This window comes from Paenibacillus sp. D9 (genome assembly GCF_001188365.1).
Classification (GTDB): Bacteria; Bacillota; Bacilli; order Paenibacillales; family Paenibacillaceae; genus Paenibacillus_O; species Paenibacillus_O humicus.
In genome coordinates this window covers 17,342-43,703 of sequence record NZ_JZEJ01000002.1, presented here as the reverse complement: position 1 = coordinate 43,703, position 26,362 = coordinate 17,342, and the positions used below count along the sequence as shown (strand labels likewise).

Here is a 26,362-nt window from a genome sequence, read left to right as displayed (position 1 = left end):
ATGGGCGGCATGATGTAAGTGCCGGGCCACCAAGCCTGATATAGCAAGGAAAACGGGACCTTTCGGGGTCCCGTTTCTTGTTAAAACTCACGGAAAACTCACATTTTCGGCAGAGCAAGCCCACTGAGGATGTCGGCGAAGGAGGCACTCACCTTCTGGCTGGCATCCTTTTTCATTTTCTCCGTGACGTGAGTATAGATTTTCAGTGTGGTATCCGGATCATCATGGCCGACACGCTGCATGATGGTGCTGAGAGGTATCTCGGCCTCCGAGAGCATGCTGACGTGCGTATGGCGGAAGATATGGGACGTAGCTTTCTTTGCGATTCCTGCCTTCCTCACGAGGCGCTCAAGCCGGTTAGCGAGCTGTTTTGGGGCCCAGGGATAGCCATTGTCATGCCGGAAGACGAAGTTCTCGTCATGATAGTCCTCAATCAGGTGGCGCGTGGCCAGCTTCACGGCAGCCTGACGCTTCTTGTGCGCTTTCAGCATGGCCAGGATCTTTGCGTCGACATCGAACTCCCGAATCGAAGCATTCGTCTTTGGCGGGAGCAGCTCGTAAACACGCATGTTGTTCGTTTCGCTGTAGAGCGTCTTGGTGACACGTACAAAGCCGGTGTCGAAGTTGATATCACTCCACTTCAAGGCGAGCACCTCGCCCATCCTCATGCCGCTGAAGGCCATCAGGAACAAGATCTCCTGATCCAGCTCGAGCCCATGCTTCACGGCGGCATCAAGCAGGGTATTCAGCTCCGCGCGCTCCAGATACTTCTCCTCGATCGGGTTGCTCTCGATCTCCTCCACCGTTCGGCGCCTCACAGGGATAACCGCGCCTTTCGCCGGATTATCCCGCCGATACCTTTCCTTCACCGCATGCTGATAGATAAGGTTCGCTGTGACGTGTACGCCTTCGATGGTGGGTTTCGCGTACTCTTCGTCGTGCAGCTTGTTCAGAATGCGCTGGTGATCGCGTGGAGCGATACGGTCGATAGACATCTGGCCAATATAGCTATTCAAGGTTTTGATCGAGTTGCGGCGAAGCCGGAGCGTCCCCGGTTTCTTTCCGGTCCGGCTGTAGACGTCCAGCCATTCCTCCGCCACTCTTTCGAAGGTCAGGCTCTTGAGCTTCTTCTCGTCGATTCCGAATTCCGTCAGCTTGGAGATCGCCTCATCGCAGCGAGCCTCAGCCTCTTTCTTCGTATCCCCCCGTCGTTCAATCTGCTTACGCTTGCCTGTCACTGGATCGGGCGGCCCTTCCTTGATGCATCCCCACTTGTAGCCTTGCTTATTATTGGCTGGATACTTCTTGAACGATGCCATGCTGCACCTCCAATTCAGAATGTACGTTCGGATAAATCTGGAAAGAAAAAGCCCTCAGCGGGCTTCTTCGATCCTGAATTCGTACTGGCTCTTGACGTAGTACATGCCGTTCACCTTCACTGCGTCCTTGATGTGCAGTTCGATTAGGCCGTAGTCGACGGGCTCGCCGTCTTGCCAGATGCCGATTGGAATACGGTGGAGGAAGGCATGGTTAAATTCGGCATCAGACATCAAAAATAGAAGTCCTTTTTCTAGAATCAAAAGCCATCCAGGAAAGCATGATTATGCTAATTCCGATTAGAGCAATCTCAAGAATTGGGTTGTCCTCATTTTTCTTTTTCAACACAGCGAGATCTAGATTTGCATCAGCAATTTTGTAATCTAGTTGGACTCTTGTTTTATTTTCTGAGGTAGGATGTTCTTCAATATAGTTCAGAGCATCCTCCGCCTGCATGTAATTGGTTAAAGCTCTATCGTACTCCGTTGAATTCCAATACCAATTCATAGAGATGAAGATAAGCAGCAATATCCAAAACCATACTGCTGCTTTCTTGAATTCTTCTTTGAAAAAGAACCATATAACGGTTAAAGACAATACTATTAAAACTACAGAAAAGATTATTGCGATTGATTTATGGCTATCAGGGATATTCTCTCCAAAAAATAAATTGAAACTCAAAAGAAAAAAGAAGACGGAAGCAATACTCGCAATTATTTTAGTTATATTCCAAGGATTAAAGCTGCTCGTTCCATCCATAGTGCACCTTAATATTTCCCCATCGGCTGGGGGAGTTGCTATTCAGTATGTAAAAATTCATATTGCCCGCATATGAAGCAGATATGTCCAAACATATCTCGCATCATAATTCCTTGGCATTTGCTGCAGAATCGCACTTCCTCGTCCACCTCGGTCGCCGCGGCAACTTCCATCATGAAGATTTCATTATCCGGCATAGGCTCATCACGGAGCTCTTCATGTTTCCAGTGGAAGAAAAGGGCGACCTCTTCCGTTAACCTGTTCCGGACTTTGAAGTCCAGGTTCTTCAACCGCTTCTCGGCAGCCGAACGATTAACATCAAACTTGGCGACCACAGCTGCTGGCGTCAAATCCAAGACTGAAGTAAATGCGTAATCCGGCATCAACAACCGGCTGGCAAACCAATTGGCCTCAACCTCAAGCTTATTATTGATTTCGTCATCATTCGGTCTCGAGCGAGTTGTTGCCCAATCGTAATGCGCGTGCATTTTAATATGAGCAATTTCATGAGCCAGTGTCCATCGATCCCGTCGATAGATCGTATCTTCCGGGAACGAAAGATTTGGCTTGTCACTAATGAAGATTGAATAACGATTCTGTGGCTTATGCGGAATCTTATAGGCCATTCCGGCTGCGCCACGGCAGTCGCCGTATGCCACTTTGTAACCTGACTCCAAGGCAACCCAATACGGATCTATTGGAGGAGAAGGATTTCCCAGCTCGCGCAATAATTCGTTCGCCATGTTGATCGCTCGCTTGAAATCAGGACGAAACCTCGCGGAGCTGGTTCGCTTAATCTTCGTCAGCCCACATTTCCTTTGCTTTTTTCGCGAGCTCCATTAAGTGCTTGAAATCTTCAGGAGTCATGTCTTTTCTGGATCTGGCAATGAACTGAACATCACCGTTCTCATAAAAAGAGTATTCTTTTTCTTCTGAAGCTGCTGATCCAGAAGAAGTTTTTCTGCCGAGAATATCGTCGACCGTCGTTTCAAATATTTCAGCAAGAGAATTGAGCAAATCAGAATTAGGCTCGTATATACCCGATTCCCATTTAGAGATAGTCGTGTTGTCTACTCTTAAACGATCGGCCAGCTGCCTCTGAGTCATATTGAATGACTTGCGAAGCTTTTTAATACGTTCAGCATAAGGCTTTTCCGGAGGCTTCACCCTACCACCCCCAATATTTGATGATACCTCAAAAAGAAGATATCAATAATTGCTGTAAAAGAAAATTAAGTTGAGTAAAAAGCAAATTATTAGTTGACACTTGATGAAAACTCAAATATATTTGGAACATAAGTTGAGCAAACATCAACAAGAGGCGGTGAGAACATTGGACGTCAACTACAGCAACCTTCGCCAGCTTCGGATTGAAAAGAGGCTTCATCTTCATGAGATGGCAGAAGCCCTCGGACTCCGAACCGCAGGTGGCTACCAGAGGATTGAAACTGGGGAAAACGAGCTGAAGGCCAAACACATTCCTGCAATCGCCGAGAAGTTCGAGATGAAGATTCATGATTTGGCAGATCAGCTTTTTTTTAAGAAAAAAGTTGAGCAAACATCAACTGAAAAGGAGGTGATTTAAATTGGATCCGATCGACGAAATCGCAGCAGCATCCGAAGGGGACGGCGGCCTGCCGACGCTCCGAGTGCTTGACCTGGCGAACATGGTTAGAATAATGGTCGCTTATGTGAAGCAGCGGCAATGCTCTCCGCTGGAGAAGAAGCTGTTGGCTGCAAACTTCAGCATCATGCTGGAGCAACCAGAGGAAGGGACGAAGGAGAATGCTTGAAGTCAAATTCGATGCTCAGCAGCTGGAGAGCATTATCAACGCCGCTGTGGACAGGGCGCTCGAGCGTCACAGCCTGGCAAACAGCCTGCCGCCGATCCTGAACCGAACGCAGTTCATGGAGCTGCTGGACATCGGGCCTACGAAGGCCGCGGAGCTGTTCAACCGTGAGGACTTCCCGGTGATGCGGGAAATGGGGCATCCGCGAGTGCTGACTCACCTACTGCTTCAATGGTGCGAACGTCACACGGATTGGACCGAGAAGAATGCCGGCGATGGATGGAAGAAGCGCGGCGGGGTGGCTTCATGAAAAAGCTGCTTGATGTGCGGGCTATCGTCGAACAAACCGGATGGGGTCGGAAGTTCCTTGAAGAGGTGAAGGGGCCCGCGCCGATACTGGGCGGGCTTTGGGGAAGGACAAGCGGAGCTAAAAGCGAGGCGGTTAAGCGGGGAAGCGAACCAGCTGTTTCCAGCATAAACCCCTCTGAAAGCACAGGAAAAGCCCGGTTTCGTGCAAGAACTGCACAACCAGGCGCGGGTTGGCCATCCAAGCAGCAACCGATCGGTGAGATTTTGAAAGCATGCCGGGAGCGAGCAGGGATGACCCAAGAAGAATTGGCAAAGAGGCTGTTCGTCGACAGGTCCATCATTGCTCGAGTCGAGACAGGCGCAACGAAGTCTCCGAGCTACACGCTGGTCAAACAATGGGCTGCGGCGACGGAAGGCCTGGAGATGGTCAATATGGACCTGACCGGTGGCCGGGATGGTTGGAAGAAGCTGACGGCTATGGAGACTGCAATGAAGCAGATGAAGTCGGTGCTGGACGTGATGCCGTTGCGTAAGCGCGGAGCGGTCAAACAAGGAGGCGGGACACGGTGAGAAGTCAGAAGGTTTTGAAGAGGGAAGCGCGGCAGCGCATAGCGGAGCTGCAGAAGCAGCGGGAATGGCTCCTGAAACATCCGATGCGTGTGGAGCTGGAGCTGCGGCGAGCAGCGATCTGCTGGACCGAGATTGAAGTAGCCGACATTAACCGGCAAATAAAAAACGCCTTCCTGGCAGGGAAGACGTCGCAGTTGAGGTCCCGACTAAAGGCGCTCATTGACGCCATTATAGCACAGGCAGGATTGACAGCCAAGAAGGGAGACGCCCATGGAACCTGATTTGGACCGTTTCAGCCAGCGGATGCCCTGGGAAATGCCGGCGCCGCTGGATCGCTACAGCAGCGAGCATGAGGATGATTGGCGGGAAGAGGAGTATGAACGCCAGGTAGAGCTCGGACTTCGAGAGCCGCGCGAATAGCTGCAAGCAGGGGCGCTTGTCCCCTGTCTGAGGGCAGCGTGAACGGTTTGCCCCCCTTTCCGTTCATGCTCCCTCAGATGCTGGACAAGCATCAGAAGCGAGGTGAAGCATGAAAGATTTCAAGAAACAGCTCATTGACTTACTGGCAACGGTTGACGGAAAGGATTCGGATCAGTTCGCTGGAACGGTCGTTTCGGTAGCGTCTGCTCTGGGTGGTTTCGTATCCTACCACGCCGACCAGCCAATAAAGCAGATTCTGATTCTGGAAGCAGCCCATTCGGTCATGTTGAAAGCGGCGAAGGATGGTTTTGCAAAAATTCAGGCAGAAAAAGCAAAATGACCGGCGGGCACCGGTCATCAGAAAGATTCGTATGCGGCCATCTTAGCATGATGGCCCTAAAAAATTCAATAGGGAGGCATCATTGATGGCAATGACAGTGGCAGCTGTAACGAAAGGAATGGAGCGCGCAGAATGGCTGAAGCTCCGCAAGGCTGGCATCGGCGGATCAGATGCGGCGGCCGTAGCCGGCATGAACCCATGGAAGTCTCCGGTTGGCGTATATCTGGAGAAAACAGGCCAGATCGTGTCGCCTGAAGCTGGCGAGGCGGCTTACTGGGGCAACCAGCTTGAGGACGTGGTTGCTCGCGAGTTCGCGACTCGATCCGGATTCAAGATCCAGCGGAGCAATAAGCTGTACCGGCACAAGGAGCACCCATTCATGCTCGGCAACGTCGACCGCCTCATTACAGACGGCAGCAAGCGGCGAGGCATCCTCGAGGTCAAGACGACGAACGCATGGGCCTCGGCTGACTGGGAGGATGGCAAGATTCCCGATCACTACGCCATCCAGCTGCAGCACTACATGGCCGTCCTCGGCCTGGACTATGGCTTCTTCGCGGTCCTGATCGGCGGAAACCGGTTCGAGCAGCGGTACGTCGAGCGAGACGAGACGGTCATCAAGGCGCTGGTCGCTATTGAGCGGGAGTTCTGGGAAGAGAACGTGCTGAAAGGCGTTCCACCGCTCGTTGACGGCAGCGGGGCGAGCACGGATCTGCTGAACTACATGTACCCGACCAGCCGGCCGGAGCATGTCATCCAGCTCGGCGCGAAGGACGAGCTGCTGATCCAGGAGCTCCGGGCGGCTGAGGCTGCGGCAAAGGCGGCGGACCTGCGGCTCGAGGCGGCCAAGAATGCCATGAAGTCCGAGATGCAGGATGCTGAGGCGGCGCTGTTCAACGGCGAGAAGGTCGTCAGTTGGAAGAGCAGCAGCCGGACCGCGCTGGATACGAAGGCCGTCAAGGCCGAGCTGCCAGAGATCTTCGAGAAGTATTCGCGCACGAGCTCGTCTCGGCGCTTTCTGATTCATTAAAGGGGGAACGGACATGTCGTCAAGCAGAAGCACCGCGGAGCTGGGAAGCAAGCTCCAGACGCGCACCAACAACGCGCCGGCAGCCCAGAAGCCGCAGAACGAGGGGCTGAAAAGCTTCCTCGCAGCGCCAGCCATCAAGAAGCGCTTTGAAGAAGTCCTCGACAAGCGGGCGCCGCAGTTCATGAGCTCAATGCTCAACTTGTACACGGCCGATGCGAACCTGCAAAAATGCGAGCCCATGAGCGTGATCGCGTCCTGCATGGTGGCCGCTACGCTGGACCTGCCTGTCGATCGGAATCTTGGCTACGCCTGGATCGTGCCCTACAAAAATCGCGCAACCTTCCAACTGGGATACAAGGGCTACATCCAGCTGGCGCTTCGAACGGGGCAGTACAAGGCCATCAACGTCACCGAGGTCTACGAGGGCGAGCTGGTTGTCTGGAATCGCCTGACCGAGGAGTTCGTCATCGACTTCGACGCCAAGACCTCGGACAAAATCATTGGCTACGCCGGATACTTCGAGCTCGTCAACGGCTTCCGCAAGACGGTCTACTGGACGTCAGCTGAGATCGAGGACCATCGAAAGAAGTATTCCAAGTCCGATTTCGGCTGGAAGAACGACTACGACGGCATGGCGCTGAAGACGGTCATCCGGAACATGCTCTCGAAGTGGGGCATCCTCTCGATCGAAATGCAGATGGGCTACAGCGAGGACGTCGATCCACGCAAGACCATTGAGCTGCAGCCGGATGGATCGGTCATCGAAATGGAGAATCCGGTTTGGAGTCTGGATCCGGCCGAGGGAGCTGGCGAGATGAACTTCGACGGAGCTGCGAGCGGTGCTTGAACCTAAGCTCGACGAGGTCGGCCGGCCAATGTGCCGGTCGGGCGTCGCGGAGTGGATCTGGGCCTTATACGGCTCAGATCCTCAGCGGTTCAAGGAAGAGGTTAAAAAACACTTTGCGCTTTGCTACCCGAACTACACGGTGCGCAGCGCCAACTATGAGCAGCGGGTTATCTGGCTGCAGGAGAACAGGAGCGAGGAACATGCTAAACGACGTCACCGTGTTTGACTTTGAAACCTCCGGCCTCAAGCCGGACCGCGACCGCGTCATCGAGATGGCGGCCGTCCGAATTAAGAACGGCCAGATCGTGGCCGAGTTCAGTACCCTCATCCGAATCGACTTTCCGCTGGAACCGAAGATCACCGAGCTGACCGGCATCACGCCGGCTATGCTGACCGAGGCAACCGACGAGGTGCTCGCCTTCAAAATCCTTCGGAACCTGATGGGAGATAGCCTCCTGGTCGCACACAACGCGGCCTTCGACCTCCAGTTCCTGCATCACAGCATGCAGCGGCTGGCCGGCAAGACCTTCACGAACCCCTTCATCGACACGCTCACGATCTGCCGTGATCGGCATCCCTACCCGCACAAGCTGGAGAACATGGCTAGCAGCTACGGCATCGAGTTGGACGGCGCACACCGAGCGCTGAACGACGTGAAAGCGACATGGGAGCTGCTCGTGGCCCTTCACCTGGAGAAGCCCGTCGACGAGTGGCTGAACCGCCTGGGATACCTCAGCAAATACGGACCGCCTGCCTGGGCCCCAAATCATGCCAATCTCTTTGGCACTTCCAATCGATACGCGAACTGATCCTATCTGAGAGGAGGACACGGCCGATGGAATCGCAGGTCAACCCACAGCCGGACGACGCACACATACGCATATCCCATGAGGTTCACCGGGAGCTGATCAGGCGGAATTTCAGCAAGAGGCAGCGGAACATCATCGACTTCATCCTGACGCTCAGCTGGGGCTGCGGAAGGCCTGACGCCGTGATTCCTCAGCTCTCACACTTCGCTCTCTGCGGGGTGGCCAAGAACCACGTTCGGGATGAATTGAATGATCTGGTCGTCGCGAAGGTCATTTTCTGGGAGGAAGCGGGCGGAATATTCCGGATGAACAAGCACTTTGACCAGTGGCTGATTACCCCGCACAAGGGGCACGATTCGGAGCTGATGAAGGACCTGATCGCTCTGAATATCAGCCGAACTGACCCGAGGAAAGTTCCCAAAACAGGAACTTCGCAGTTCCCAAAAAAGGAACTTCACGGTTCCCAAAAAGGGAACTCTGTAGTTCCTGAAAAGGGAACCGAGTTCCCAAAACAGGAACCGGAAAGTTCCCAAAACAGGAACTCCGAAGTTCCCAAAAAGGGAACTCCGACCTTCGAAAAACCCAGTCGTATCAAGGGTTTCCGGCTCTCTAAAGCAATTATTAAAGCAAAGATTAAAAAAGATCTTAAAAGCAGCTGCTTAAAATCTTTACCTTCCGGGGCTGAAAAACAAGATCCGATACCTGACCCCTTTATCCAGGTCTTGGACATGTACTGCGAGCTCCACAGCAAGATCGACACGCAGATCACGATGATGGACCGCCAGACGATCCAGCAGTTGCTTGGACAGGGAATCCCTTCAGACCTGGTTTGCGAGGTGATGGAACGGGTGCATGCGGACCGATCGGCCAAAGGCCAGACAATCGGATCCCTGAGTTATTACCGGAACCCGGTGCTGGAGGAATGGCAGCGGCTGCAGGCTCCGCCGAAGCTCCAAGTCGTTCCGACCCAAGGGCAACGACAGCAGCAACCAGCCACACAGGAGCGATATTACGGCGGCATCATGACCGTCGAGGAGACCAACGACTGGATCGCCGAGCAGGACCGCCGGCGCGCCATCGTCGAGGAGGCGAAGAGAAACGGAACCTATGTCATCCCAGAGATCCCAGGAATCAGCAGACGTAAACCAAGTGCCGTTTGACACGCTGCTCGAAGAGCATATCCTCGGCGCCATGGTCTACGAGCCGGAATGCATTGCAGAGGTCTTCGAGACGGTACAGCCGCGATATTTTTACCACACGGCCTACTCCAAGCTCTGCAAGAGAATCTACGAGTTGTGGGAGGAGGACCCGAAGCAAATAGACCTGACGGCGCTGATCCCGGCGCTGGAAGAGACCGGAGTCTCGATCGCCAAGATGGCGGACATGACCCGGAACGTCATCACGACGGTGAACATCACGAGTCACTGCGAGCGGCTGCGGGACATAGCGGCGCTGCGGGCTGGCATTCGGACCTGTCAGGAGTTGGTTCAGCAGGGTGGCCTCCGAGACCGGGAGCAGATCCGTGAGGCTATTACGACCACGATGGGCAAGCTCTCTCGCGTCTCGGATATGACTATCAAGGTCGAGACGATGGTCGACGCTAAGACCGCTGCCCTGAACTTCCACGACAGCTTCGAGCGGATGCTCGCCGGCGCCAAGAGCGGCATGAGCGGCATTCCGACTCGAATCCACGCCTTGGACAAGATCCTAAGCGGGCTGCAGGACAACAACCTGATCGTCATCGGGGCGCGGCCGTCGATGGGCAAGACGACGCTCATGAACCAGCTGGCGCTGAACATCTCGCTTGCGGACGGCGGGCAGCCGGGAGAGCCGGGCGCGATCTTCAGCCTCGAGAGCTCGTCCGACGAGCTGGCCCGCCGGATGGTCTCGAACATCTCGGGCATCAGCCTCCAGTCCCTCAAGGCCGGCACGATCCTGCCGGAGGAGTGGGAGAAGTACACGATGGCCATCAGCATCCTGAGCAACGCCAACTTCGTGATCGACGATCAAGCTGGCACGACGGTGGCCGAGATCAAGGCCAAAGCCCGGAAGATCAAACGCGAGCGCGGCCTGCGGTATATCCTAATCGACTACCTTGGCAAGATCGGCGGCGCGCCGGGGGCCAAGCGGTACGACCTGGTCAGCGAGAACATCCGCGGCCTCAAGGATCTGGCGAAGGAGCTAAAAATCCCGGTGGTAGTGTTCAGCCAGCTGTCCCGGAAGGTCGAAGAGCGGCAGAGCAAGCGGCCGATGATGAGCGACCTGCGGGAGAGCGGTGAGATTGAGCAGGAGGCGGATGTGATCGGCTTCCTGTACAGAGACGACTATTACGACAAGGAATCGACCAAGAAGAACATCATCGAGCTGGACATCGCGAAGCAGCGGGACGGTCCGCTTGGAACGGTGGAGATGGCCTTCCTGAAGGACTTCAACCGACTTGTCAATTTGGACAGAGGGGAGAACATGCGTCATGAACAAATGGCACTCGTATGAGGCAGCCAAACGGCTGTATATGGCAACCGGCATAGAGCCGAAGCCGCAAGAGGTGCAGCGGGAGCTGCCCGGCATTGATCCGGAAGCATTGGTCGACGGACTGATTGAATTTTACAAAACCCAAGGAGGGACATGGAATGTATCAGCTGATGTACAGGGGGCGGCCAATCGGGCCACGTTACAAGACGAAGGCGCAGGCAGCCGCAGCGCTGGTGAGGAATTGGCCCTGCTGCCATGGGCTGACTTGGAAACGCGTTGTGTAGAGCGCCGACAGCGCGCCGGGGACAGCTTCCTCCGGGTGCTGGACGATCTGGAGACCAAGGCGGAGCGCATGCGCGAGTTCGGCGCGTTGACGGCGGCCGCATGCTACAACTACGCGGCGGTGCAACTGCGGACCGCCCTGGCTGATGTCTAGATACGTCGGGATCGACCCAAGCACCAAGACCGGCCTGGTTGTCTTGGATGAGGACGGTGAGATTTGGGAGGAGCGGGAGGTCACAGAGGACAGCCTGAACGGCCAGACGCCTACTCCCCAGGCGATGCTCAAGCTGGTCGGTAAAATCATGGCCCTCGTAGAGCCCGGCGATCGGGTAGCCATCGAGGGTTTCGGCTTCGCCAGCCAGCACGGGTTCCTACTCGGCGGCATTGGCTGGGCCATCCGGATGCAACTGACGCTCCGCGGCATCGCCTACACCGAGGTCGCGCCGTCAGCACTGAAGAAGTACAGCGGCGCGAGCGGCAACTGCGCCAAGGAGGAGTTGGCCGTCGAGGTTTACGCTCGCTGGGGCTTTCGGAGCAAGAGCAACAACATTACGGACGCCTACGTCCTCGCGCATATCGCCCGCGCGCTGCACGAGCCGGTCCGGCTGATCAAGAGGCAAGAGGAAGTCATTACAAACCTGAGAGGATGTTCTGAAAATGGCAAACGTACAGTTCAACGCGAAGTTCGAAAAAATCACACTCGCAAGCAAAAACAAGGTCGTGCTTGAGCTCCCTGAAGGCATGAATTTTGCCAAGATTGCAGAGATTGCGAGCTTCCGTGGCCATGACATGATCGTGCAGTTCGGCAATCCGCAAGTCGAGATGCTCTTCGACCGCGGACCGGGCGGCGCGCTGGTGGCCAAAATCGACGGCAGCGGCGTTGTGGAGTCTGCAGAGCGTGAAGAGGGCGAAGATCCGGGCATGGAGTTGGACTTCGGATCTGACGAGCTTGAGACGGGAGGCGACCAACCAAACGAGGAAGCTGGAGAGCCCGAGAGTCAGGAAGAGAGCGGCGATCCGAGCGGCGAAGGCGAGGAAGGCCCGGAGCCTGATGTGAGCAAAGGCGAGCTCGAGGAGTTCATTCTGGAGGTCAAGCCATCGTTCCAGGATATCCCCTTCGACTTCCCCGGTATCCTGTCCCGGAAGCGCGATAGCGGCGAGTCTTGGGTCGAAATCGCAAAGGAGCTCAACACCAGCAGCTCCAAGCTCCAGGTGAGCTTCACCGCCTATAAGAAGCGCGTCAAGCGCATGATCCACGAGCAAAGAGACGACAACGGGGCGGCCTAAGCCCCGTTTCCCTATGGAGGATAGCATGGACCAGAAATTTCCGTATGAAGACGAGTTGTTGCAAATGAAAGCCGGTGAAGAGGAGGTCTTGTTCCTGAAGGGAAGGGCTTTCCTCGTTACTCCGGCGACGGACGAAGATATCGAGCGAATTGGGAAGGGCTTCTACTGCATGGACTGACCGGCTGAGTCAGTTTCATAAGGAGGGATAGGGAGTGGCGCGTAGTCCAATTCTCTGGTTTGGAGGAAAATCCAAATATGCGGATCACATCATGGGATTCTTTCCAGCACACCGGGTGTACGCCGAACCATTCGGCGGAGGTGCTCACGTCATTGCAAAGAAACCGCGAGCGACCCACGAGGTCTACAACGATATCGACGGAAACGTAGTGAATTTTATCCTTCAAGCGTCATCCGACCCGGAACGACTGGCCAAGGCCTGCATGAATATTCCTTACAGCCGTTTTGTATACGAACGTTGGAAGAGAGAACCTCTTCCCGAGGAGACGTTTGAAAGAGCGGTCAGGTGGTTTTACCTCAACCGTTCTGGAATTGCAGCAGGAAACGCAGCGGAGGTTTCCAACACAGGTTGGCGTCATAGCATTTGGTCTGGTCAAAACCCGGCTAATGGATACCTGAGCGCATGCCAGGAGATCGAGAATTTCGCTGCACGAATGCAGGGCGTCATGATTGAATGCACTGACTTCCGAGAGGTTATTCGGCTCTATGACTCGCCAGACACGCTTTTCTATGTTGATCCCCCCTACGTCGGGCGCGAGAAGTTCTACGCCGGAGGATTTTCTGAAAAAGATCATCGCGACCTGGCGGAGATGCTCAATGGAATTCAGGGAAAAGCCGTGCTCTCGTACTATGAGGACCCGTTGGTCAGCGAGCTTTACCCGGAATGGCATAAGGAGACATTCTCCGTCTACAAGCAAGTGGCAGGAGGGCGCGGGACGAACAGTCCGGCCGAGGAAGTTCTGCTCATGAATTACGACAATGGGCAGCTAACCCTTTTCTAGCCCCCAGGGGGCACAACACAGGGAGGCTACGGCCTTACCACAAGGAGGATGTAAGGATGGGCAAATCTTACGGTAAGGACTGGAGTGGCGCTACGCTGCAGGAAATCGTGGAGCAGTTGGAATGGTGCGGCTATGAATGCGAAGCTGGAAAGCTGCATATGAACGTAGCCTTCGAGGAGTTGAAGCGCCGGGCAGAGGCTGAGGCGCACAAGGAGCAGGACTGAACATTCCGGAGACTACGGTCTCCCAAGGAGGGATAGAGAATGAATCGAATGAGTGCAGTCATTCAAGCCATTGAAGACGCAGGCATTGAGATCGTCCGATCGTCTTGGAAGGAAGACGGGCATCTGCAAGTTGATGTCGATCCATCAGAGAATGATCGCGCTGTCGAGGCGGTGCAGGCCTATTGGCGCAAACAAAAGGAAATGCACCTCGAAAGCATCGGGCTGCTGGCCTTGGTAGCAGAGGAGGCCGCCCATGAGTAACGAACAGCAGCACAAATACCGAAAACGTCCGGTTGTAGTCGAAGCCTGGAGGAATGCGGACGACACAGGATGGCCGACATGGCTGGATGAAGTTGACGTTGGCAGAGAGCCGGGTGGGGTTATCCTCATTCGGACATTGGAAGGAATTATGAGGGCCGAACCGCTCGACTGGATCATACGGGGAGTCAAGGGCGAGGTATATCCATGTAAGCCAGATATTTTCGCAACGACCTACGAAGTGGTAGATGGTGCGACGGCTTTAGGGGAACAGCAACCCATGACGGCGGAGCAGATGGCGGAGATTGAAAGAGAAGTTAATCGCTTTAGGTTCTCTATTCCAGTAAAGCCCCCTCAGTTCCCACTCCCGTTTCCAGAGACTATCAACATCCCTCCAAAGGTCATTGGATGGCTCCGATCCCTCCTAGCCGAGGTACAGCGGCTGAACATCGTCGTCGAGCAGCATCGCGGCGCACTAGGCTATCCGGTTGCGGGAGACATACCAGACGATCCGTCGATCATCAACGGATTGGCCGACGCTCTGGAGGCTCAGGGCTACCAGATGGCGGGCGATATCATCGTGAAGGAAAGTGAGATTGACCACCTGACCGCCGAAATTGAGCGGCTGACGGCGGATCGTGACCGCCAATACAGCCTGAAAGTTGAGACGTACCGAAAGAACGCCGAGTGGCAGGAGCAACATGAGCGCCTGACCGCTGAGGTACAGCGCCAGCAGGGAGAGATCGAGCGGCTGACGGCAGAGCGGACCGAAATGCGAGAGGAATACGTGAGATATCGCTCCAACCTGCGAGCCGAGAAAGACCGCCTACAGGCCGTGAACGACCAGTACCGTCAGCAGCTGGGAGAGGCCGTCGAGGTGCTGGAGGCCGATGGAGTCAGCCGAGCGTTGCGCTACTACCAAAAGCAGGGTCTCTGCGAGGGCGGGGACTACGACGAAATCGAATCAGCTTGGGAATTACTTGACCGCCTGAAAGGAGATAGAACCGATGGGTAGGGATTACAAGTTCAGACTTTGGGACGCAGAGAAGGGCGTCATGCACAATCCGGGAGATCGTCCATTTTGGATCAGTCCGTGGGGGGTGCCGGTGTATAACGACACGCCTCTCCAGTGTATTCTCATGCAGTACACCGGCCTCAAGGACAAGAACGGGACGGAGATCTACGAGGCTGATCTGCTCGACGATGGTGATGGAATCGGAGAGGTCGAATGGGTGCAGGAGCATTGCGCGTTCATGGTCTTTTATCGGACTGAGTCCGGCAGCGTATACGGCTATCTCGAAAGTGATGGTCAGCTAAAGAGCACCGTTGTCCGGGGCAACATCCACCAGCACCCCGAGCTGCTCAAGGAGGGAGATGGCTCATGAGTAAACTGGATCTAGCAATTAGCGAAATGACCGGCCGGATCTACGTGGCTCGATTCGGAAAGAACGGAGATGTCCTGGAAAAGACCGACGTCACCGACAAGGTGATAGGTCACCTGATCCGACATATGGAAATCGTGGAGACATTCGAGTACACCTGCGGCGCCGGCACACTGATATTCATCCCGTCCGATCAGGAGGCCCCCAATGGACATTAGGACGATGCCTGCGGGGCCAGAGTTGGATTCTCTCTTGGCTATCGCGATGAAGGTGAACATTTTCTTGATGCGCGAAGTTTCCACCAACTGGGGCGACACAGGCATAGCCGTCGAGGAGATGCGCCGCCGTGGCTACACCATCCACTTCTCCATCGATCCGGATCACTTGACCGAAGTTGAAGTATACCGTGCAGTTGATGTGTTTCTAGTCAAAATTTCTGCGGCTGACGGCGAGACGCTCCCCCTGGCGGCGACGAGGGCGTTCATCCTGGCGCTGAGAGGAGAGAAGGAGCATGGATGACGTGAGCAGAATGCCGGCTGGGCCGGAGCTGGATGCGGAGATGGCGCGGGCACTGGGATGGATTGAAATAGAAATGAAATACAGCGGAGCTGGCTGGTCTCTGGACGGAGTGCACCCAATCTATATACAAGACAGATTCACTCCCTCCACCACCTGGGACGGCGCCGGACAGGTGATCGAGGAGATGCAGCGGCGGGGGTGGGAGCTTGCCCTCAACGTCACAGGAGTCGGTGTGGCAGCGAGTTTTCATAGACAAGGATCATACCATCCCTTCAAATTCTTTATTGCCTCTTATGGACCGTTTGTCATCACCATAGCCGCCATCCTGGCGCTGAGATCGGAGGCGGATCATGAGCCTCCTGAGCTGGATAAATAAAAAAGGCCGCACAAGGCGGCCAGAACATACACAACTCAATCATAAGGCAGGAGAGGGCGATGGTAAAGGGCCAATGGGAGATTCATGGGGGCTACGCGATTCTGAAAGAATCGACGGGCCGGGAGGTTGGTCTCCTCAAGATGTTGGAGCAAGCGGAGCATCAGAAAACGAGAGGAGATATGAAATGCCACAAGAAGATCTGCGAGAAAAGTACGAAGCCCTCGAGGTAGAAAAGATTGCTCTGAACCCGGAGAACCCGGATGACCGTTTTCGCCGGACTGTGTTAGAGAACGAGCAGGCGAATATTGCCGCTCAGCTGAAGGACGCGGAGAGACTGCAGCGCCAGGCCGAAGAGGTCGCGGACGTGCAGCTGCCGGAAGATTACGATGCTCGCTGGGGCGTCGAGGGGGCGAACGACGAGATTAGGAACCTGATCAGTCAGGTTAAGGAGTACGCCTTCGCGCAGCACAATGACGAGCTGGCTGCGCTGTTGGACGAGCATACGGCACACGAACGGGAGCTGCAGGATCGAATCCAGACCCTGACGGAAGACGGCGCTCAGTTCGAGGACAAGATCGACGCCCTGATCAACGAGCTGGCCATGGAGCGCGCCGCCAAGCATGCAGCTATCTCAGCCACACAGGATGCCGAGAGCAAACGCGACAACGCCGTCGCTCAGCTCGAAGAGGCTCAGGCAGAAGCCAAGCGGCAGCAAGCGCAGGCTGAGAGCTACAAGCGCCAGATCGACGAGTTGGAGGGCATGCTGCGGACGTACAAGAGCCGCCAGGGTTCCGGCAACAAAGGCGGCCTGGTGCTGACTTCTACACTCAAGCCTGAGAGCGATGAAGACCGCGAGGCGCGGCTGAAGCGCGAGAAGCTGGAGCAGCTGAACCGCCAGCTCGCCCGGCATGGTGCTGATCCGATTCCATTGCCGCCGGCTGTTATCTTCCCGACTGCGGAGGAAGCTCCAGCACAGCAGGAAGAGGGTAAGCCGGCTGAACCAGATTCCGACGATCGATTTTCTGAGGACACGGTTCAAGACGACACCGTGGAAGGAAAGCCCGCTGATGGAACGGTGGCGCTCTCGCCAGCGGAAATTGCAGAGCGATTCACAGCGCTGGAAGGAAGAATTGAACGCCTCGAAGCAGGAGCAGCAGCGCTTCGGACGGCCTAATCCATAACCAATTGCCAGGGGCGCCATTGCGGCGCTCTTTGGCTCATTCAGAAGGAGGATGAACAGAGATGGCAATCGGACCGCTATATACGCAGAGCCAAAACTACACCATCATGAACTTGGGGCCGGCGACGGCAGAGAACTACCGGCGTTCCCGGAAGATGACCCGCGCTCTTCATGCCCGTACAACGGACAAGACGGAGCGGAGCCGAATTGCTGAAATGGTGGCGGAGTGCGATTACGTCATCGACTGGCTGGAGACTGGCCGGCGCCCGGGAAGCTTCACAGGGGTGGAACGGGCCGTAAGAATCCAGACCTGGGACCCTGCAATCCTGGACAGCTACAGCAGCCCGAATAGCCGCTGGGTGGTCGAGCGTGATAAGAGCTCTCGAGACTTGACGGAGGACGAGCGCTTCCGGATCGAAGAGGCTATGCGGGATCTCTCGGAGAGGGAGCGGCAATGTTACATGCTGAATGTGGTAGACGGCATGACGTTCGAGGAGATCAGCCGGGAGCTTCATGTGGGGCGCAGCAGCGTGCAGACATACATTGAGCGGGCCAGGGATAAAATAGAAAATACGAAGTTGACGAGCTTATTCCTTCTGGGATAAGCTTTTTTTGTTAATTTCTGGGGGGTGGGAATGTGAAAGTCAAAAACTTTCTTCTTGAAAAAGTGTCTCCTAAGTTACTTGGAATGGCCTTTAAGGAATCATTTAAAATTCTTGTGCCTGGTGGACCTTTGCTCATTGCAGGATCTGAAATACTAGAAATGGTGCTAGAATCAGGTCTAGAAGAAGTGATTAATCAATCTTTAACTGAAAGAGAAGAATTTAGGGTTGGGTATTCAGCAATTCAAATTTATTCAGAGATAAATAAGAGATTAATTAAAGGCGATAAAATTAGATCGGATGAAGTTTTCTTTTTAGACAATGGAATGTATCAATCTAATGCAAATGAAATCTTGGAAGGAATTCTATTGGCATGTAAACGCGAGCATGAAGAAAAGAAAATAATTTACATTTCAAACATTCTTGCAAATATAGCTTTTGATTCTGAAATAGGAATTGAAGAGGCGAACCATATTGTGAAATTAGCAGAGGAGTTAACTTACCGACAATTAATACTATTGCGAATTTTTGAAGATCATAAGTATGGAGGATTTAATATACGAGATTTTAAATTGTCAACCATGGAGACATGGGAGTTATCATATAATCAAGAAATAATTGAGATGACAAAGTTAGGGATTTTAGCGCAATTAGATACCGATTATTTTGGAATTGAAGGTCATGAGATGACTTCTGACGCTTTAGAGTCGCTGGTCCAAAGAAATGCATATATCGAGCTGAGCCATTGCACTCAAGTAATTCCCAAAGCGGTAGTAAGTACTTCCTACGGATATCTACTGTATGATTTGATGGGATTATCAGAAATTCCTCATGAAGATGTTACGAAAACAATGCAGTTGCTTCGTTGAAAATTGTCATGCACCTCGCCATTTAACGAAAAGCATAACGTTAAGCCTCAATCCCTTGCCAGATAAGGGATTGGGGCTTTTTCATTTTCGGATAAACCGAATTTTATTTACGCGGTCGCTGATTCCGTGAAATCATTAACGTTAAGGAGGGCGGACGATGGCGAAGCCGATGAAAATTGAGCAGCTCGGTCTGCAGAGCGTCGTCGCAGCCGGACTGAGCGATGGCAAGAACCCGCAGCAGATTGCTGAGGATTGTACGCGGGAAGCGAAGGTGCCCGTCAGCAATATGGCGGTGCGGCGTTACCTGGAGGCGATGGAGACAGCTGCAATGTCACCTGCGAAGCGCGGAGCGGAGCCGGTTTCCACCGTCATCCCTACGGAGCAGAAGAGGCAGGCCTTCCGGAAGGAACCCGACCGCGTGGCCAGGCTCGTCGAGCGGGACATCGACCTGATCGACCTGCAGTTCCGGACGACCCAGGCGCTGGCCGATCGCTTCGACTGGATCGTGGATCTGCCGGACATGTTCGAGCGGCGCGTCATCATGCTGCGGGACATGCTCAAGGATGACGGTGTCGAAGTGTCAGCGCTGGACCGCTGGGGTATCGGCTTCACGCTGGAGCTACGGCGGAACATCGGGAATATGACGGCGCTGAATCGGGAGCTGCGTGAGAACGCGCGCTTCATGGCTTCGCTCCGGGAGAAGGCATTCGAGTTCTCGCTAATCCAGGAGTACTTGTCCGTCTTCATGGACATCTTCCGCGCGGAGAACCCGGAGGCATATGAGATCGCCGAGCAGAAGATCGCGGCCAACCCGCGGCTGCAGCGCATCGTCGAGCAGCAACAGCAGATGAGGGGGTATCAGGAGTCATGAGACAACCGGATGAGGACGGAAATCCTATTAATGGCTTGATTGCGGGCATCCTGTTTTCGGCCCCTCTCTGGCTCATCATCGGGGCAGCGGTGTACTTTTTGGAGTGGGGATGGTAGGGCATGCTGCTCTCCAACATCCATAACCGCATCAAGGAGCAAGCCAAGGTCAAGAACACGCCCAAATGGGAGCGCCGGCCGCGCGAGTACATCCAGGAGCGGCTCTACATCCGGAACAAGACGAAGCAGGTCGTGCCGCTGCGCTTCAATCCGATTCAGGAGCTGTACTGGAACGAAAAGACGAACCGCGACATCATCCTAAAGCCCCGGCAGCTCGGCTTCTCCACGCTGACGCTCGCGCGCTTCTTTGAGGCCGTCGTCAACGAGGAGAACGTCACGGCCGTGGTCGTCGCGCATGACGCGGATTCGACGCAGAAGCTCTTTCAGACGGTCCAACTGATGTATGAGCGTTTGCCGGAGGCCAAGAAGGAGCAGCTGAACAACGGCAAGAACCGGCCGAAGTACGGCAACCGGAAGGAGTTCTTCTTCGCGGGCAACAACAGCCGGATCTACGTCGGCACGGCGGGTTCGTCCAGCTTCGGCCGCGGGCAGACGATCAACTACTTACTCTGCTCCGAGACGGCCTTCTGGCCAAACCCGGAGGAGTTGATGACCGGCCTGCTGCAGGCGGTGCCTCCGGACGGCGAGATCGTCATCGAGAGCACGGCAAACGGCGTCGGCAACTACTACCATCAGACGTATGAAGAGGGGAAGCGCGGTGGGAACAACTGGCGCGCGCATTTCTATGCCTGGTTCCAGCATCCCGAATACCTGCTTCCGCTGGCGGCCGGCGAGCGGCTCGAGTACGACGAAGAGGAGCAGAAGCTCGTCGAGCGGTACGGCCTGAGCCCAGAGCAGATCAAATGGCGCCGCTGGAAGATCAGCGAGATGCCACAGACGCCTGACCGGAGCAAGGAGGACCAGTTCCGGCAGGAGTACCCGGCCAACGACCTGGAAGCCTTCCTGATGACCGGTACGCCGGTGTTCGACAGCCGGAAAGTCATGGCTCGCATCGAGGTGCTGCGCTTGCGGTATGAGGAGCAGCGCAAGTCCGGCGAGGGGCCGGTACGGGGAAGCTTCGTCTACCAGTACACGCAGGAGCGCATAGTCGATAGCTCTATCCGGTTTGTGCCGGACCCGAATGGCGTCTGTACGATCTACAAGCATCCGGAGCCTCGGCGGCCGTACGCGATGGGCGGCGACACGTCCGAGGGCGGCAAGGACTACTCCGCCGGCCAGATGCTCGACAACATCACCGGTGAGCAGGTGGCGGTCTGGCACGGTCACAGCGACACTGACCTGTACGCCAAGCAGATGTACTGCTTCGGCAAATTCTACAATTACGGCATGCTGGCCATCGAGATGAACTTCGACCTGCATCCGATCAAGGAGCTGGAGCGGCTCGGTTACTGGCGGCAGTACCGGCGCGAGAATCTAGACGACATCAACGAGCCTGAGCAAACCAAGCACGGCTTCCGCACGACGAGCGTCACGAGGCCGGTTATCATCGCCGAGCTGGTCACGGTAGTTCGGGAGAGCATCGAGCTGATCAACGACCTGGCGACGCTGCACGAGATGCTGTCCTTCGTGCGCGGCCCGACCGGGAAGCCCGAGGCGTCTCCGGGCAAGAACGACGACCTGATCCTGTCGCTGGCGATCGCTCACCAAGCGCGCGGTCAGCAGAGCATGCAGATGGAGCCGGAAGTCTACTACGATCCGGCAGATGATTACGAAGAGGCTTTCGGAGGGACGGGCTATTGAAGAAGACGATACGGCTCCGGTACTCCCGCGCAGACCGGGAGGCGACGGGGCTCATGATAAGCTGCTGCGGCAAACACCATTTGGTCGTCGACCTATACGGCGATGTTGGCGCGGCCTATTCCTGCGGTGTCTGCGGGCGGCCGCTAGTCTGCATGGGGACGAACGGTAGGCTCTACTATGTAGGCGATCCGGTAATCAACGAGGGGAGGGAAGGCTTTGGCGACGAGCAGCAAGCGTAAGCGCACGGCAGCCTGGTACATGACGCGCATCGAGGCCGCAGAGAATTACCGTGATAGGACATACCGGGATCGCTGGACCCGCTATTACAAGATGTGGCGGAATATGGTTGATCAACTCAAGGATCGGGATACAGGCAAGGTCATCAAGGACCGGAGCAACATCAGCATCCCGATGGCTTTCACCATGTTGGAGACCATCCTGCCGCGCTTGGTGGAGACGCTCTTCGCGGCGCGTCCGTATGTACGTCTCCGCGGGGTGCCGACGAGCGTGATGGATTTCCGCTTGAACAAGGCGAAGAAGCCCTGGGAGGACGCAGCAAAGAAGATGGAGGTGCTGCTGGACTACCAGATGAACGTCCCCATGGATCTGCAGGACGAGTTCATCAGCGGCCTGAAGACGTGCTGCCTCTACGGAACTACGGTGGCCTACACAGGCTGGAGGTATGCGGAGCGGACGCGCATCCGTCGGGATCTGCAGCCTGTCATGAGTGAGGAGACGGACCCGGTAACGGGCGAGCCGATGCCACTGCTGGATGACGACGGCGAGACGCCCATACAAGACTGGCAGCCTGTCGAGGAAAAGACCGTCGACTACGATGATCCTGAGGCCAAATTCATGGATTTGGGCCTCTTTTTCGTGGACACCAATGCGGAGGACATCGACGACGCCCGATATTGCGGCCATGTGGCGTACCTCTCCAAAGAGGAGCTCCAGCGAATGGCCGATGATGACGACGACATGCGCATTGACTGGAAAAAGGTCCCGAAGCTCTCGGCCAAGAACAAGGCTCGTGACTACCGCATGAACGCGATCGGGCTGCCGAACGTCGACGATGCCAACCCGGAGCAGGACGGGGACGACAACCTGTATGAAGTACACTTCTACTGGGAGGATGACCGGCAGGTTCTCATCATCAATCGCTCGTATCTGGCCAAGGACGCAGGGAATCCATTCTGGCACAAGAAGAAGCCCTATGACAAGGACGTCTACTGCGACGATCCGGGCAACTTCTACGGAATTGGCCTCATGGAGATGATCTACGACCTGCAGCAGGAGCTGAACACGGAGCGGAACCAGCGTATCGACTATCGCTCGTACAGCATGAGGCGCATGTGGAAAGTGCGGCGAGGTGCCGTGTTGGACAGGAAGCAGCTGAAATGGCGGCAGGGCGGCGTAGTCGAGGTCGACAAGATGGAAGACTTGGCCGTACTCGATGCGGTGGACAGCGGCGTCACGACTTCCTTCAACCAGGAGCAGACGATCCGCAAAGACGCACAGGACGCGACGGGAGCGCAGGATGTGGTCATGGGTTCAAGCGGAGCCAAGGAGACGGCCACGACGACCATGAGCAAGGACAACAACGCCAGCGTGCGGTTCAAGATGATCATCAGCTCGCTCGAGAAAAAGCTCCTGGTGGCCATCAGCCGCAAGATGATTCAGCTGAACCAGCAGTACGTCGACGACATCAGGCTGCTGCCTCTCTTCGACAAAGACGAGGCGGAATGGCCGGAAATCAGTCCAGAGGAAATCCAGGGCGAGTTCTTCCTCACGCCGGCAGGTAGCAGCGTCGAGCCGATCGCGAACAAGGAAGCCTACAAGCAGCGAATGGTCGAGCTCTACAACATCGCCAGCAAGGACCCCTTCTATCAGCAGTTTCCGCTCAAACGGCGAGCGCTGTTGGAGAAGGTTTTTGAGTCCTTCGACATCCAGGACACGGACGAGCTGCTTCCGACCGACGCCGAGCTGAGCGGCCAGATCCAGCAGGAGGCCGTCATGCAGTTCATCCAGACGCTGCCGCCGGACATCGGGCAGGCCTTGATGTCGTTCGTGCAGGGGCAGGGCGGCGGGCAACCAGCACCGCAGGGCATTCCTCCTGAGGGCGGCATGCCAGCAGCAGGCGGCGGCGCTAACACGGCGCTGATGCAGGAGCAGGGGCTTCAGATGCAGGGGGCAGGCGTATGAGCGTGCAACAGCAGGCTCAGGAGCTCCGCCTCCTTGTCGACATGACCGGCTGGCAGCAGGTTGAGGGCTACATCGCAGGACGTATCCAGGACCGCATGCAGCAGTTGCTAACGTGCGAGACGTGGGAACAAGTCATCCAGCACCGCGCCGGGGTCGAGGCTTTGGAATCGGTGCTTTTATATATAACCGATACGATCAAGAAGGGGATGGATGAGGATGAGCCAGCAGATTGAGAACAACTTCAAGTACCACGCTCCCAAAGAGGGGCAGCCGGAGAAATACGAGAAGATTCGGAACCTTGCGAAGGAGCTCGCTTACCTGATCGACGCCGAGGTACCGAACAGCCGGGAAAAATCGCTGGCGATGACGAACCTGGAGCAGGCTGTCATGTGGGCGAACGCCGGCATCGCACGCAACTGATTTGCTGGGCGTCGGCGAGACTCCGGCGCCCGTTAACCACTTCGGTGGAACGGCTCCTTCGGGAGCCTTTTTATATTCCACAATTCGAGAGGAGCAACACCAATGGATGGCATTTTCGGCGACGAAGGTACGATAACCGCGAACGAATCCCCGGACGCATCCGGACAAGAGGAGCAGACGGCCGGACAAATCACCGAAGGCGACGACGCTGGCTTCGAGGAGCAGGACGACTTCGAGGGCGGCGATGAGCAAGACGAGCAAGATGATGAGGATGGCGAGTCCCCGGACAGTTCCGGACAAGGCGAAGAGCTGATTCTCGGCAAGTTCAAGTCGCCGGAGGACCTGGCGAAAGCCTATCAGAACCTCCAGCGCGAATTCACGAAGAGCCGTCAGCAACCATCGACAACTCCGATCCAGCAACCACCAGCGCAGCCAGGCGGACAGCCTATGGACCCCAACTCGGTATTCTGGGATCACTTCCGGGACAACCCGCTTGGGACAATCCAGCAGCTCGTTTCGATGGCGACGCAACAGCAGGTGGCTCCTCTTCAGCAGGCCCGGGAAGATGAGCAGTTGCTGCGGAACGTCGAGACGCTGGCGAAGCAGTATCCGAAAGCAGCGACCGACGAAGGCATGGGGCTCCTCTTCAGCAAGGTGGCCGAGATCGCCAACGAGATCGGTAATTCTGGTCTAATCAAGAGTCCCACGCCGCGAATTCTTCGCATGGCGGCTGCGGAAGCGTTCGGGGAGTCCGGTGCGAAAGCATACGAGCAAGGCAAACGAGCGGGTCGTGAGGAGACCGCCGCGGCCCGCCGAACGAAGCAGGCGGCTAACCTGCCGAAAGGCGGCAAGAAGCAAACCGAGGGTGAGCTGAGCCCGGTTGAGCAGATGAAGGCCAATATCCTCGCAGCAAGCCGTGGCAGCAGCATCTTCGGCTAAACAACAATCATTCCAGGAGCGTGAATATACATGCCACCAGTAACATCCGGGGTACGTGATACCCTCAACATCGGCTCGAGCAAAATTGCCGTCGACATGTCCGATACGATCGGCCTTCTTCAGCCGAATGCAGAGCCCTTCGTTTCGTTCCTTAAGATTGCCAAGCGCAACACGGAAGTCGCGAACAGTGCCAAATTTGAATGGCTGGAAGACGACCTTCTCCCGCGCTGGGACGCTGTCAATCTGGTTGCTGGATACACGGCTGGCGACACGTCGCTCGTCGTCGACAACGGTAGCTACTTCAGCGTGAACGACGTCGTCAAGGTGCCGCGGACCGGCGAGGTCATGCTCGTAAAAGCTGTTGCGACGAACACACTTACCGTCGGCCGCGGTTACGGCTTGACGGCAGCTGCGGCGATTGTCAACGACGACCCACTCGTCATCATCGGCAACGCCAACCAAGAGGGCTCCGGCACGCGTGAGCTCAAGTCGACGCAGGAGGTCCCGCGCTTCAACTACACGCAGATCTTCAAGACCCCGTTCGGCGTGACGGGCACGGAGAACGCGACGAAGATGTACGGCGGGAAGGATCTCGGCTATCAGCAAATGAAGGGTGGCGTGCAGCACAAGATCGACATTGCCCGTTCTTACATGTTCGGGGAAAAGAAACTGGACACGTCTGGAGCGAAGCCGATGCGTACGACTGGCGGCCTACTCTCCTTCCTAACGAAGAACAACTACGATGCAGGCGGCCTGCTGACACAGCCGGAATTCGACAACAACATCTCCGAGAACGTCTTCAAGTACGGCAGCAAGGAGAAGATTATGCTCTGCTCCGCGCGTCTTCTTTCTGTCATCAACGGGTGGGCGATGGGTAAGCTGCAGATCAACCAGACGGCTAAGAGCTTCGGCCTGGAGATCTTCGAGTACATCACCCCGTTCGGAAAGTACCAGCTCATGAACTACCAGCAAATCCTTGAGGGCGCAGTCTACGGCGGATTCGGGGTAATCATCGACCCGGCGAACGTAAAACACCGCCCGCTGGCTGGCCGTGATACCAAGCTGGAGACGAATATCCAAGCCAATGATGTGGATGCACGCGTCGACCAGTACATTACGGAAGCCGGACTTGAGGTTCGTAATCCGGAGACGCACGCTGTCTTGACCGGCGTTACCAGCTAGTCCAAACGAAACCATAGAGGGGAGAGAGTCCAGTGGCAAAGTTCAGCAGCCGCTGCGTGAATCAGGTACTTTGTATGGTTCCCGCACGCAACAGCATCGTCGAAGGCATCCTCGTTCCGGTTCCGGGACAGCACATCCGGTTCGAGAACGGCGAGTACACGACGAACGTCAAGAAAGAGGTCGACTTCATAAAGAGCCATCGCCTGTTCGGAAGCTCAATCGTCGAAGTCACCGGCAACGACACAGCAGCAGAGGCTTGATACAAGGGCA

The 26,362-nt window shown here is 55.7% G+C and carries 41 protein-coding genes; 36 read left to right on the top strand and 5 right to left on the bottom strand.

Annotation, left to right across the window (positions count from 1 at the left end; genetic code table 11):
- Positions 1–98: 98 nt before the first annotated feature.
- From VE23_RS25340 to VE23_RS25325, 5 genes are read right to left on the bottom strand one after another with little or no spacing between them, the layout of a single operon-like run.
- Positions 99–1,319, bottom strand: a complete 1,221-nt coding sequence (locus tag VE23_RS25340) for a tyrosine-type recombinase/integrase (protein ID WP_049869901.1) — start codon at positions 1,317–1,319, stop codon at positions 99–101.
- 54 nt (positions 1,320–1,373) lie between these two features.
- Positions 1,374–1,550, bottom strand: a complete 177-nt coding sequence (locus VE23_RS27180; RefSeq protein WP_198156243.1) for a hypothetical protein — start codon at positions 1,548–1,550, stop codon at positions 1,374–1,376.
- Positions 1,543–2,076 (bottom strand): hypothetical protein, encoded by a 534-nt coding sequence (locus VE23_RS25335; RefSeq protein WP_049869900.1) that lies wholly within the window; start codon positions 2,074–2,076, stop codon positions 1,543–1,545. The genes VE23_RS27180 and VE23_RS25335 overlap by 8 nt, the downstream gene beginning before the upstream one ends.
- Before the next feature lie 38 nt (positions 2,077–2,114).
- Entirely contained in the window at positions 2,115–2,819 is a 705-nt protein-coding gene (locus VE23_RS25330) for an ImmA/IrrE family metallo-endopeptidase (protein WP_049869899.1), read from the bottom strand.
- Between the two features lie 49 nt (positions 2,820–2,868).
- On the bottom strand, positions 2,869–3,243 hold the full coding sequence (locus VE23_RS25325; RefSeq protein WP_049869898.1) for a helix-turn-helix domain-containing protein: 375 nt from the start codon (positions 3,241–3,243) through the stop codon (positions 2,869–2,871).
- 166 nt (positions 3,244–3,409) lie between these two features.
- On the opposite strand from VE23_RS25325, the gene VE23_RS25320 reads away from it, so the two are divergent.
- The 36 genes from VE23_RS25320 (at position 3,410) to VE23_RS25160 (ending at position 26,352) form a co-directional block, all read left to right on the top strand.
- On the top strand, positions 3,410–3,661 hold the full coding sequence (locus tag VE23_RS25320; RefSeq protein WP_049869897.1) for a helix-turn-helix domain-containing protein: 252 nt from the start codon (positions 3,410–3,412) through the stop codon (positions 3,659–3,661).
- A 1-nt stretch (position 3,662) separates the two neighbouring features.
- Positions 3,663–3,869, top strand: coding sequence for a hypothetical protein (locus VE23_RS25315; protein ID WP_049869896.1), 207 nt, complete (start codon positions 3,663–3,665; stop codon positions 3,867–3,869).
- Positions 3,862–4,176 (top strand): hypothetical protein, encoded by a 315-nt coding sequence (locus tag VE23_RS25310; RefSeq protein WP_049869895.1) that lies wholly within the window; start codon positions 3,862–3,864, stop codon positions 4,174–4,176. The genes VE23_RS25315 and VE23_RS25310 overlap by 8 nt, the downstream gene beginning before the upstream one ends.
- On the top strand, positions 4,173–4,745 hold the full coding sequence (locus tag VE23_RS25305) for a helix-turn-helix domain-containing protein (RefSeq protein ID WP_049869894.1): 573 nt from the start codon (positions 4,173–4,175) through the stop codon (positions 4,743–4,745). Before VE23_RS25310 ends, VE23_RS25305 begins: the two co-directional genes overlap by 4 nt.
- Positions 4,742–5,026, top strand: a complete 285-nt coding sequence (locus VE23_RS25300; RefSeq protein ID WP_049869893.1) for a hypothetical protein — start codon at positions 4,742–4,744, stop codon at positions 5,024–5,026. The genes VE23_RS25305 and VE23_RS25300 overlap by 4 nt, the downstream gene beginning before the upstream one ends.
- On the top strand, positions 5,016–5,165 hold the full coding sequence (locus VE23_RS26850; protein WP_157054110.1) for a hypothetical protein: 150 nt from the start codon (positions 5,016–5,018) through the stop codon (positions 5,163–5,165). Before VE23_RS25300 ends, VE23_RS26850 begins: the two co-directional genes overlap by 11 nt.
- 109 nt (positions 5,166–5,274) lie before the next feature.
- Positions 5,275–5,505: a hypothetical protein gene (locus VE23_RS25295; protein WP_049869892.1), complete on the top strand. Its 231-nt coding sequence runs from the start codon at positions 5,275–5,277 to the stop codon at positions 5,503–5,505.
- An 85-nt stretch (positions 5,506–5,590) separates the two neighbouring features.
- The gene (locus tag VE23_RS25290; RefSeq protein ID WP_049869891.1) at positions 5,591–6,535 is read left to right on the top strand and encodes a YqaJ viral recombinase family nuclease; all 945 of its coding nucleotides are present in this window, start codon (positions 5,591–5,593) and stop codon (positions 6,533–6,535) included.
- Positions 6,536–6,548: 13 nt separating this feature from the next.
- Complete coding sequence (locus tag VE23_RS25285) at positions 6,549–7,382, top strand: recombinase RecT (protein ID WP_084781754.1); 834 nt, start codon at positions 6,549–6,551, stop codon at positions 7,380–7,382.
- Positions 7,383–7,582: 200 nt separating this feature from the next.
- Complete coding sequence (locus VE23_RS25280) at positions 7,583–8,191, top strand: 3'-5' exonuclease (protein WP_049869890.1); 609 nt, start codon at positions 7,583–7,585, stop codon at positions 8,189–8,191.
- A 26-nt stretch (positions 8,192–8,217) separates the two neighbouring features.
- Positions 8,218–9,351: a replication protein gene (locus tag VE23_RS25275; protein ID WP_049869889.1), complete on the top strand. Its 1,134-nt coding sequence runs from the start codon at positions 8,218–8,220 to the stop codon at positions 9,349–9,351.
- Positions 9,341–10,684 carry a replicative DNA helicase gene (locus VE23_RS25270; RefSeq protein ID WP_049869888.1) on the top strand — a complete coding sequence of 448 codons (1,344 nt, stop codon included), beginning with the start codon at positions 9,341–9,343 and terminating at the stop codon, positions 10,682–10,684. The genes VE23_RS25275 and VE23_RS25270 overlap by 11 nt, the downstream gene beginning before the upstream one ends.
- The gene (locus tag VE23_RS25265; RefSeq protein ID WP_049869887.1) at positions 10,662–11,099 is read left to right on the top strand and encodes a hypothetical protein; all 438 of its coding nucleotides are present in this window, start codon (positions 10,662–10,664) and stop codon (positions 11,097–11,099) included. The genes VE23_RS25270 and VE23_RS25265 overlap by 23 nt, the downstream gene beginning before the upstream one ends.
- Positions 11,092–11,673: a hypothetical protein gene (locus VE23_RS25260; RefSeq protein WP_069202662.1), complete on the top strand. Its 582-nt coding sequence runs from the start codon at positions 11,092–11,094 to the stop codon at positions 11,671–11,673. The genes VE23_RS25265 and VE23_RS25260 overlap by 8 nt, the downstream gene beginning before the upstream one ends.
- Positions 11,603–12,232 carry a hypothetical protein gene (locus tag VE23_RS25255; RefSeq protein ID WP_157054109.1) on the top strand — a complete coding sequence of 210 codons (630 nt, stop codon included), beginning with the start codon at positions 11,603–11,605 and terminating at the stop codon, positions 12,230–12,232. The genes VE23_RS25260 and VE23_RS25255 overlap by 71 nt, the downstream gene beginning before the upstream one ends.
- A 25-nt stretch (positions 12,233–12,257) precedes the next feature.
- Entirely contained in the window at positions 12,258–12,410 is a 153-nt protein-coding gene (locus VE23_RS27175; RefSeq protein WP_198156242.1) for a hypothetical protein, read from the top strand.
- A gap of 34 nt (positions 12,411–12,444) precedes the next feature.
- Positions 12,445–13,251, top strand: coding sequence for a DNA adenine methylase (locus VE23_RS25250; RefSeq protein ID WP_049869885.1), 807 nt, complete (start codon positions 12,445–12,447; stop codon positions 13,249–13,251).
- 56 nt (positions 13,252–13,307) lie between these two features.
- The gene (locus VE23_RS27170; protein WP_198156241.1) at positions 13,308–13,475 is read left to right on the top strand and encodes a hypothetical protein; all 168 of its coding nucleotides are present in this window, start codon (positions 13,308–13,310) and stop codon (positions 13,473–13,475) included.
- Between the two features lie 39 nt (positions 13,476–13,514).
- Positions 13,515–13,736, top strand: coding sequence for a hypothetical protein (locus VE23_RS25245; protein WP_049869884.1), 222 nt, complete (start codon positions 13,515–13,517; stop codon positions 13,734–13,736).
- Positions 13,729–14,748 (top strand): hypothetical protein, encoded by a 1,020-nt coding sequence (locus tag VE23_RS27570; protein ID WP_069202661.1) that lies wholly within the window; start codon positions 13,729–13,731, stop codon positions 14,746–14,748. The genes VE23_RS25245 and VE23_RS27570 overlap by 8 nt, the downstream gene beginning before the upstream one ends.
- Positions 14,741–15,118, top strand: coding sequence for a YopX family protein (locus tag VE23_RS25235; protein ID WP_049869883.1), 378 nt, complete (start codon positions 14,741–14,743; stop codon positions 15,116–15,118). Before VE23_RS27570 ends, VE23_RS25235 begins: the two co-directional genes overlap by 8 nt.
- On the top strand, positions 15,115–15,333 hold the full coding sequence (locus VE23_RS25230; protein WP_049869575.1) for a DUF7446 family protein: 219 nt from the start codon (positions 15,115–15,117) through the stop codon (positions 15,331–15,333). Before VE23_RS25235 ends, VE23_RS25230 begins: the two co-directional genes overlap by 4 nt.
- Positions 15,323–15,634 carry a hypothetical protein gene (locus VE23_RS25225; RefSeq protein WP_049869882.1) on the top strand — a complete coding sequence of 104 codons (312 nt, stop codon included), beginning with the start codon at positions 15,323–15,325 and terminating at the stop codon, positions 15,632–15,634. The genes VE23_RS25230 and VE23_RS25225 overlap by 11 nt, the downstream gene beginning before the upstream one ends.
- Positions 15,627–16,010, top strand: a complete 384-nt coding sequence (locus VE23_RS25220) for a hypothetical protein (RefSeq protein WP_049869881.1) — start codon at positions 15,627–15,629, stop codon at positions 16,008–16,010. Before VE23_RS25225 ends, VE23_RS25220 begins: the two co-directional genes overlap by 8 nt.
- Before the next feature lie 184 nt (positions 16,011–16,194).
- Positions 16,195–17,184, top strand: coding sequence for a hypothetical protein (locus VE23_RS25215; RefSeq protein WP_049869880.1), 990 nt, complete (start codon positions 16,195–16,197; stop codon positions 17,182–17,184).
- 68 nt (positions 17,185–17,252) lie between these two features.
- Positions 17,253–17,795, top strand: a complete 543-nt coding sequence (locus VE23_RS25210; protein WP_049869879.1) for a sigma factor-like helix-turn-helix DNA-binding protein — start codon at positions 17,253–17,255, stop codon at positions 17,793–17,795.
- Between the two features lie 32 nt (positions 17,796–17,827).
- Positions 17,828–18,661, top strand: a complete 834-nt coding sequence (locus tag VE23_RS25205; RefSeq protein WP_049869878.1) for a hypothetical protein — start codon at positions 17,828–17,830, stop codon at positions 18,659–18,661.
- 157 nt (positions 18,662–18,818) lie between these two features.
- Entirely contained in the window at positions 18,819–19,532 is a 714-nt protein-coding gene (locus VE23_RS25200) for a hypothetical protein (protein ID WP_049869877.1), read from the top strand.
- A gap of 119 nt (positions 19,533–19,651) precedes the next feature.
- Positions 19,652–21,349 carry a hypothetical protein gene (locus tag VE23_RS25195; protein WP_049869876.1) on the top strand — a complete coding sequence of 566 codons (1,698 nt, stop codon included), beginning with the start codon at positions 19,652–19,654 and terminating at the stop codon, positions 21,347–21,349.
- Positions 21,346–21,588: a hypothetical protein gene (locus VE23_RS25190; RefSeq protein WP_049869875.1), complete on the top strand. Its 243-nt coding sequence runs from the start codon at positions 21,346–21,348 to the stop codon at positions 21,586–21,588. Before VE23_RS25195 ends, VE23_RS25190 begins: the two co-directional genes overlap by 4 nt.
- Positions 21,566–23,551, top strand: coding sequence for a portal protein (locus tag VE23_RS25185; protein WP_049869874.1), 1,986 nt, complete (start codon positions 21,566–21,568; stop codon positions 23,549–23,551). Before VE23_RS25190 ends, VE23_RS25185 begins: the two co-directional genes overlap by 23 nt.
- Positions 23,548–23,784 carry a hypothetical protein gene (locus tag VE23_RS25180; protein ID WP_049869873.1) on the top strand — a complete coding sequence of 79 codons (237 nt, stop codon included), beginning with the start codon at positions 23,548–23,550 and terminating at the stop codon, positions 23,782–23,784. The genes VE23_RS25185 and VE23_RS25180 overlap by 4 nt, the downstream gene beginning before the upstream one ends.
- Complete coding sequence (locus VE23_RS25175) at positions 23,768–23,971, top strand: Acb2/Tad1 domain-containing protein (protein ID WP_048748415.1); 204 nt, start codon at positions 23,768–23,770, stop codon at positions 23,969–23,971. Before VE23_RS25180 ends, VE23_RS25175 begins: the two co-directional genes overlap by 17 nt.
- 102 nt (positions 23,972–24,073) lie before the next feature.
- Positions 24,074–24,910, top strand: a complete 837-nt coding sequence (locus tag VE23_RS25170) for a hypothetical protein (protein WP_049869872.1) — start codon at positions 24,074–24,076, stop codon at positions 24,908–24,910.
- A gap of 30 nt (positions 24,911–24,940) precedes the next feature.
- Entirely contained in the window at positions 24,941–26,092 is a 1,152-nt protein-coding gene (locus VE23_RS25165; RefSeq protein ID WP_049869871.1) for an SU10 major capsid protein, read from the top strand.
- 32 nt (positions 26,093–26,124) lie between these two features.
- Positions 26,125–26,352, top strand: coding sequence for a hypothetical protein (locus tag VE23_RS25160; RefSeq protein ID WP_049869870.1), 228 nt, complete (start codon positions 26,125–26,127; stop codon positions 26,350–26,352).
- Positions 26,353–26,362: the final 10 nt, after the last annotated feature.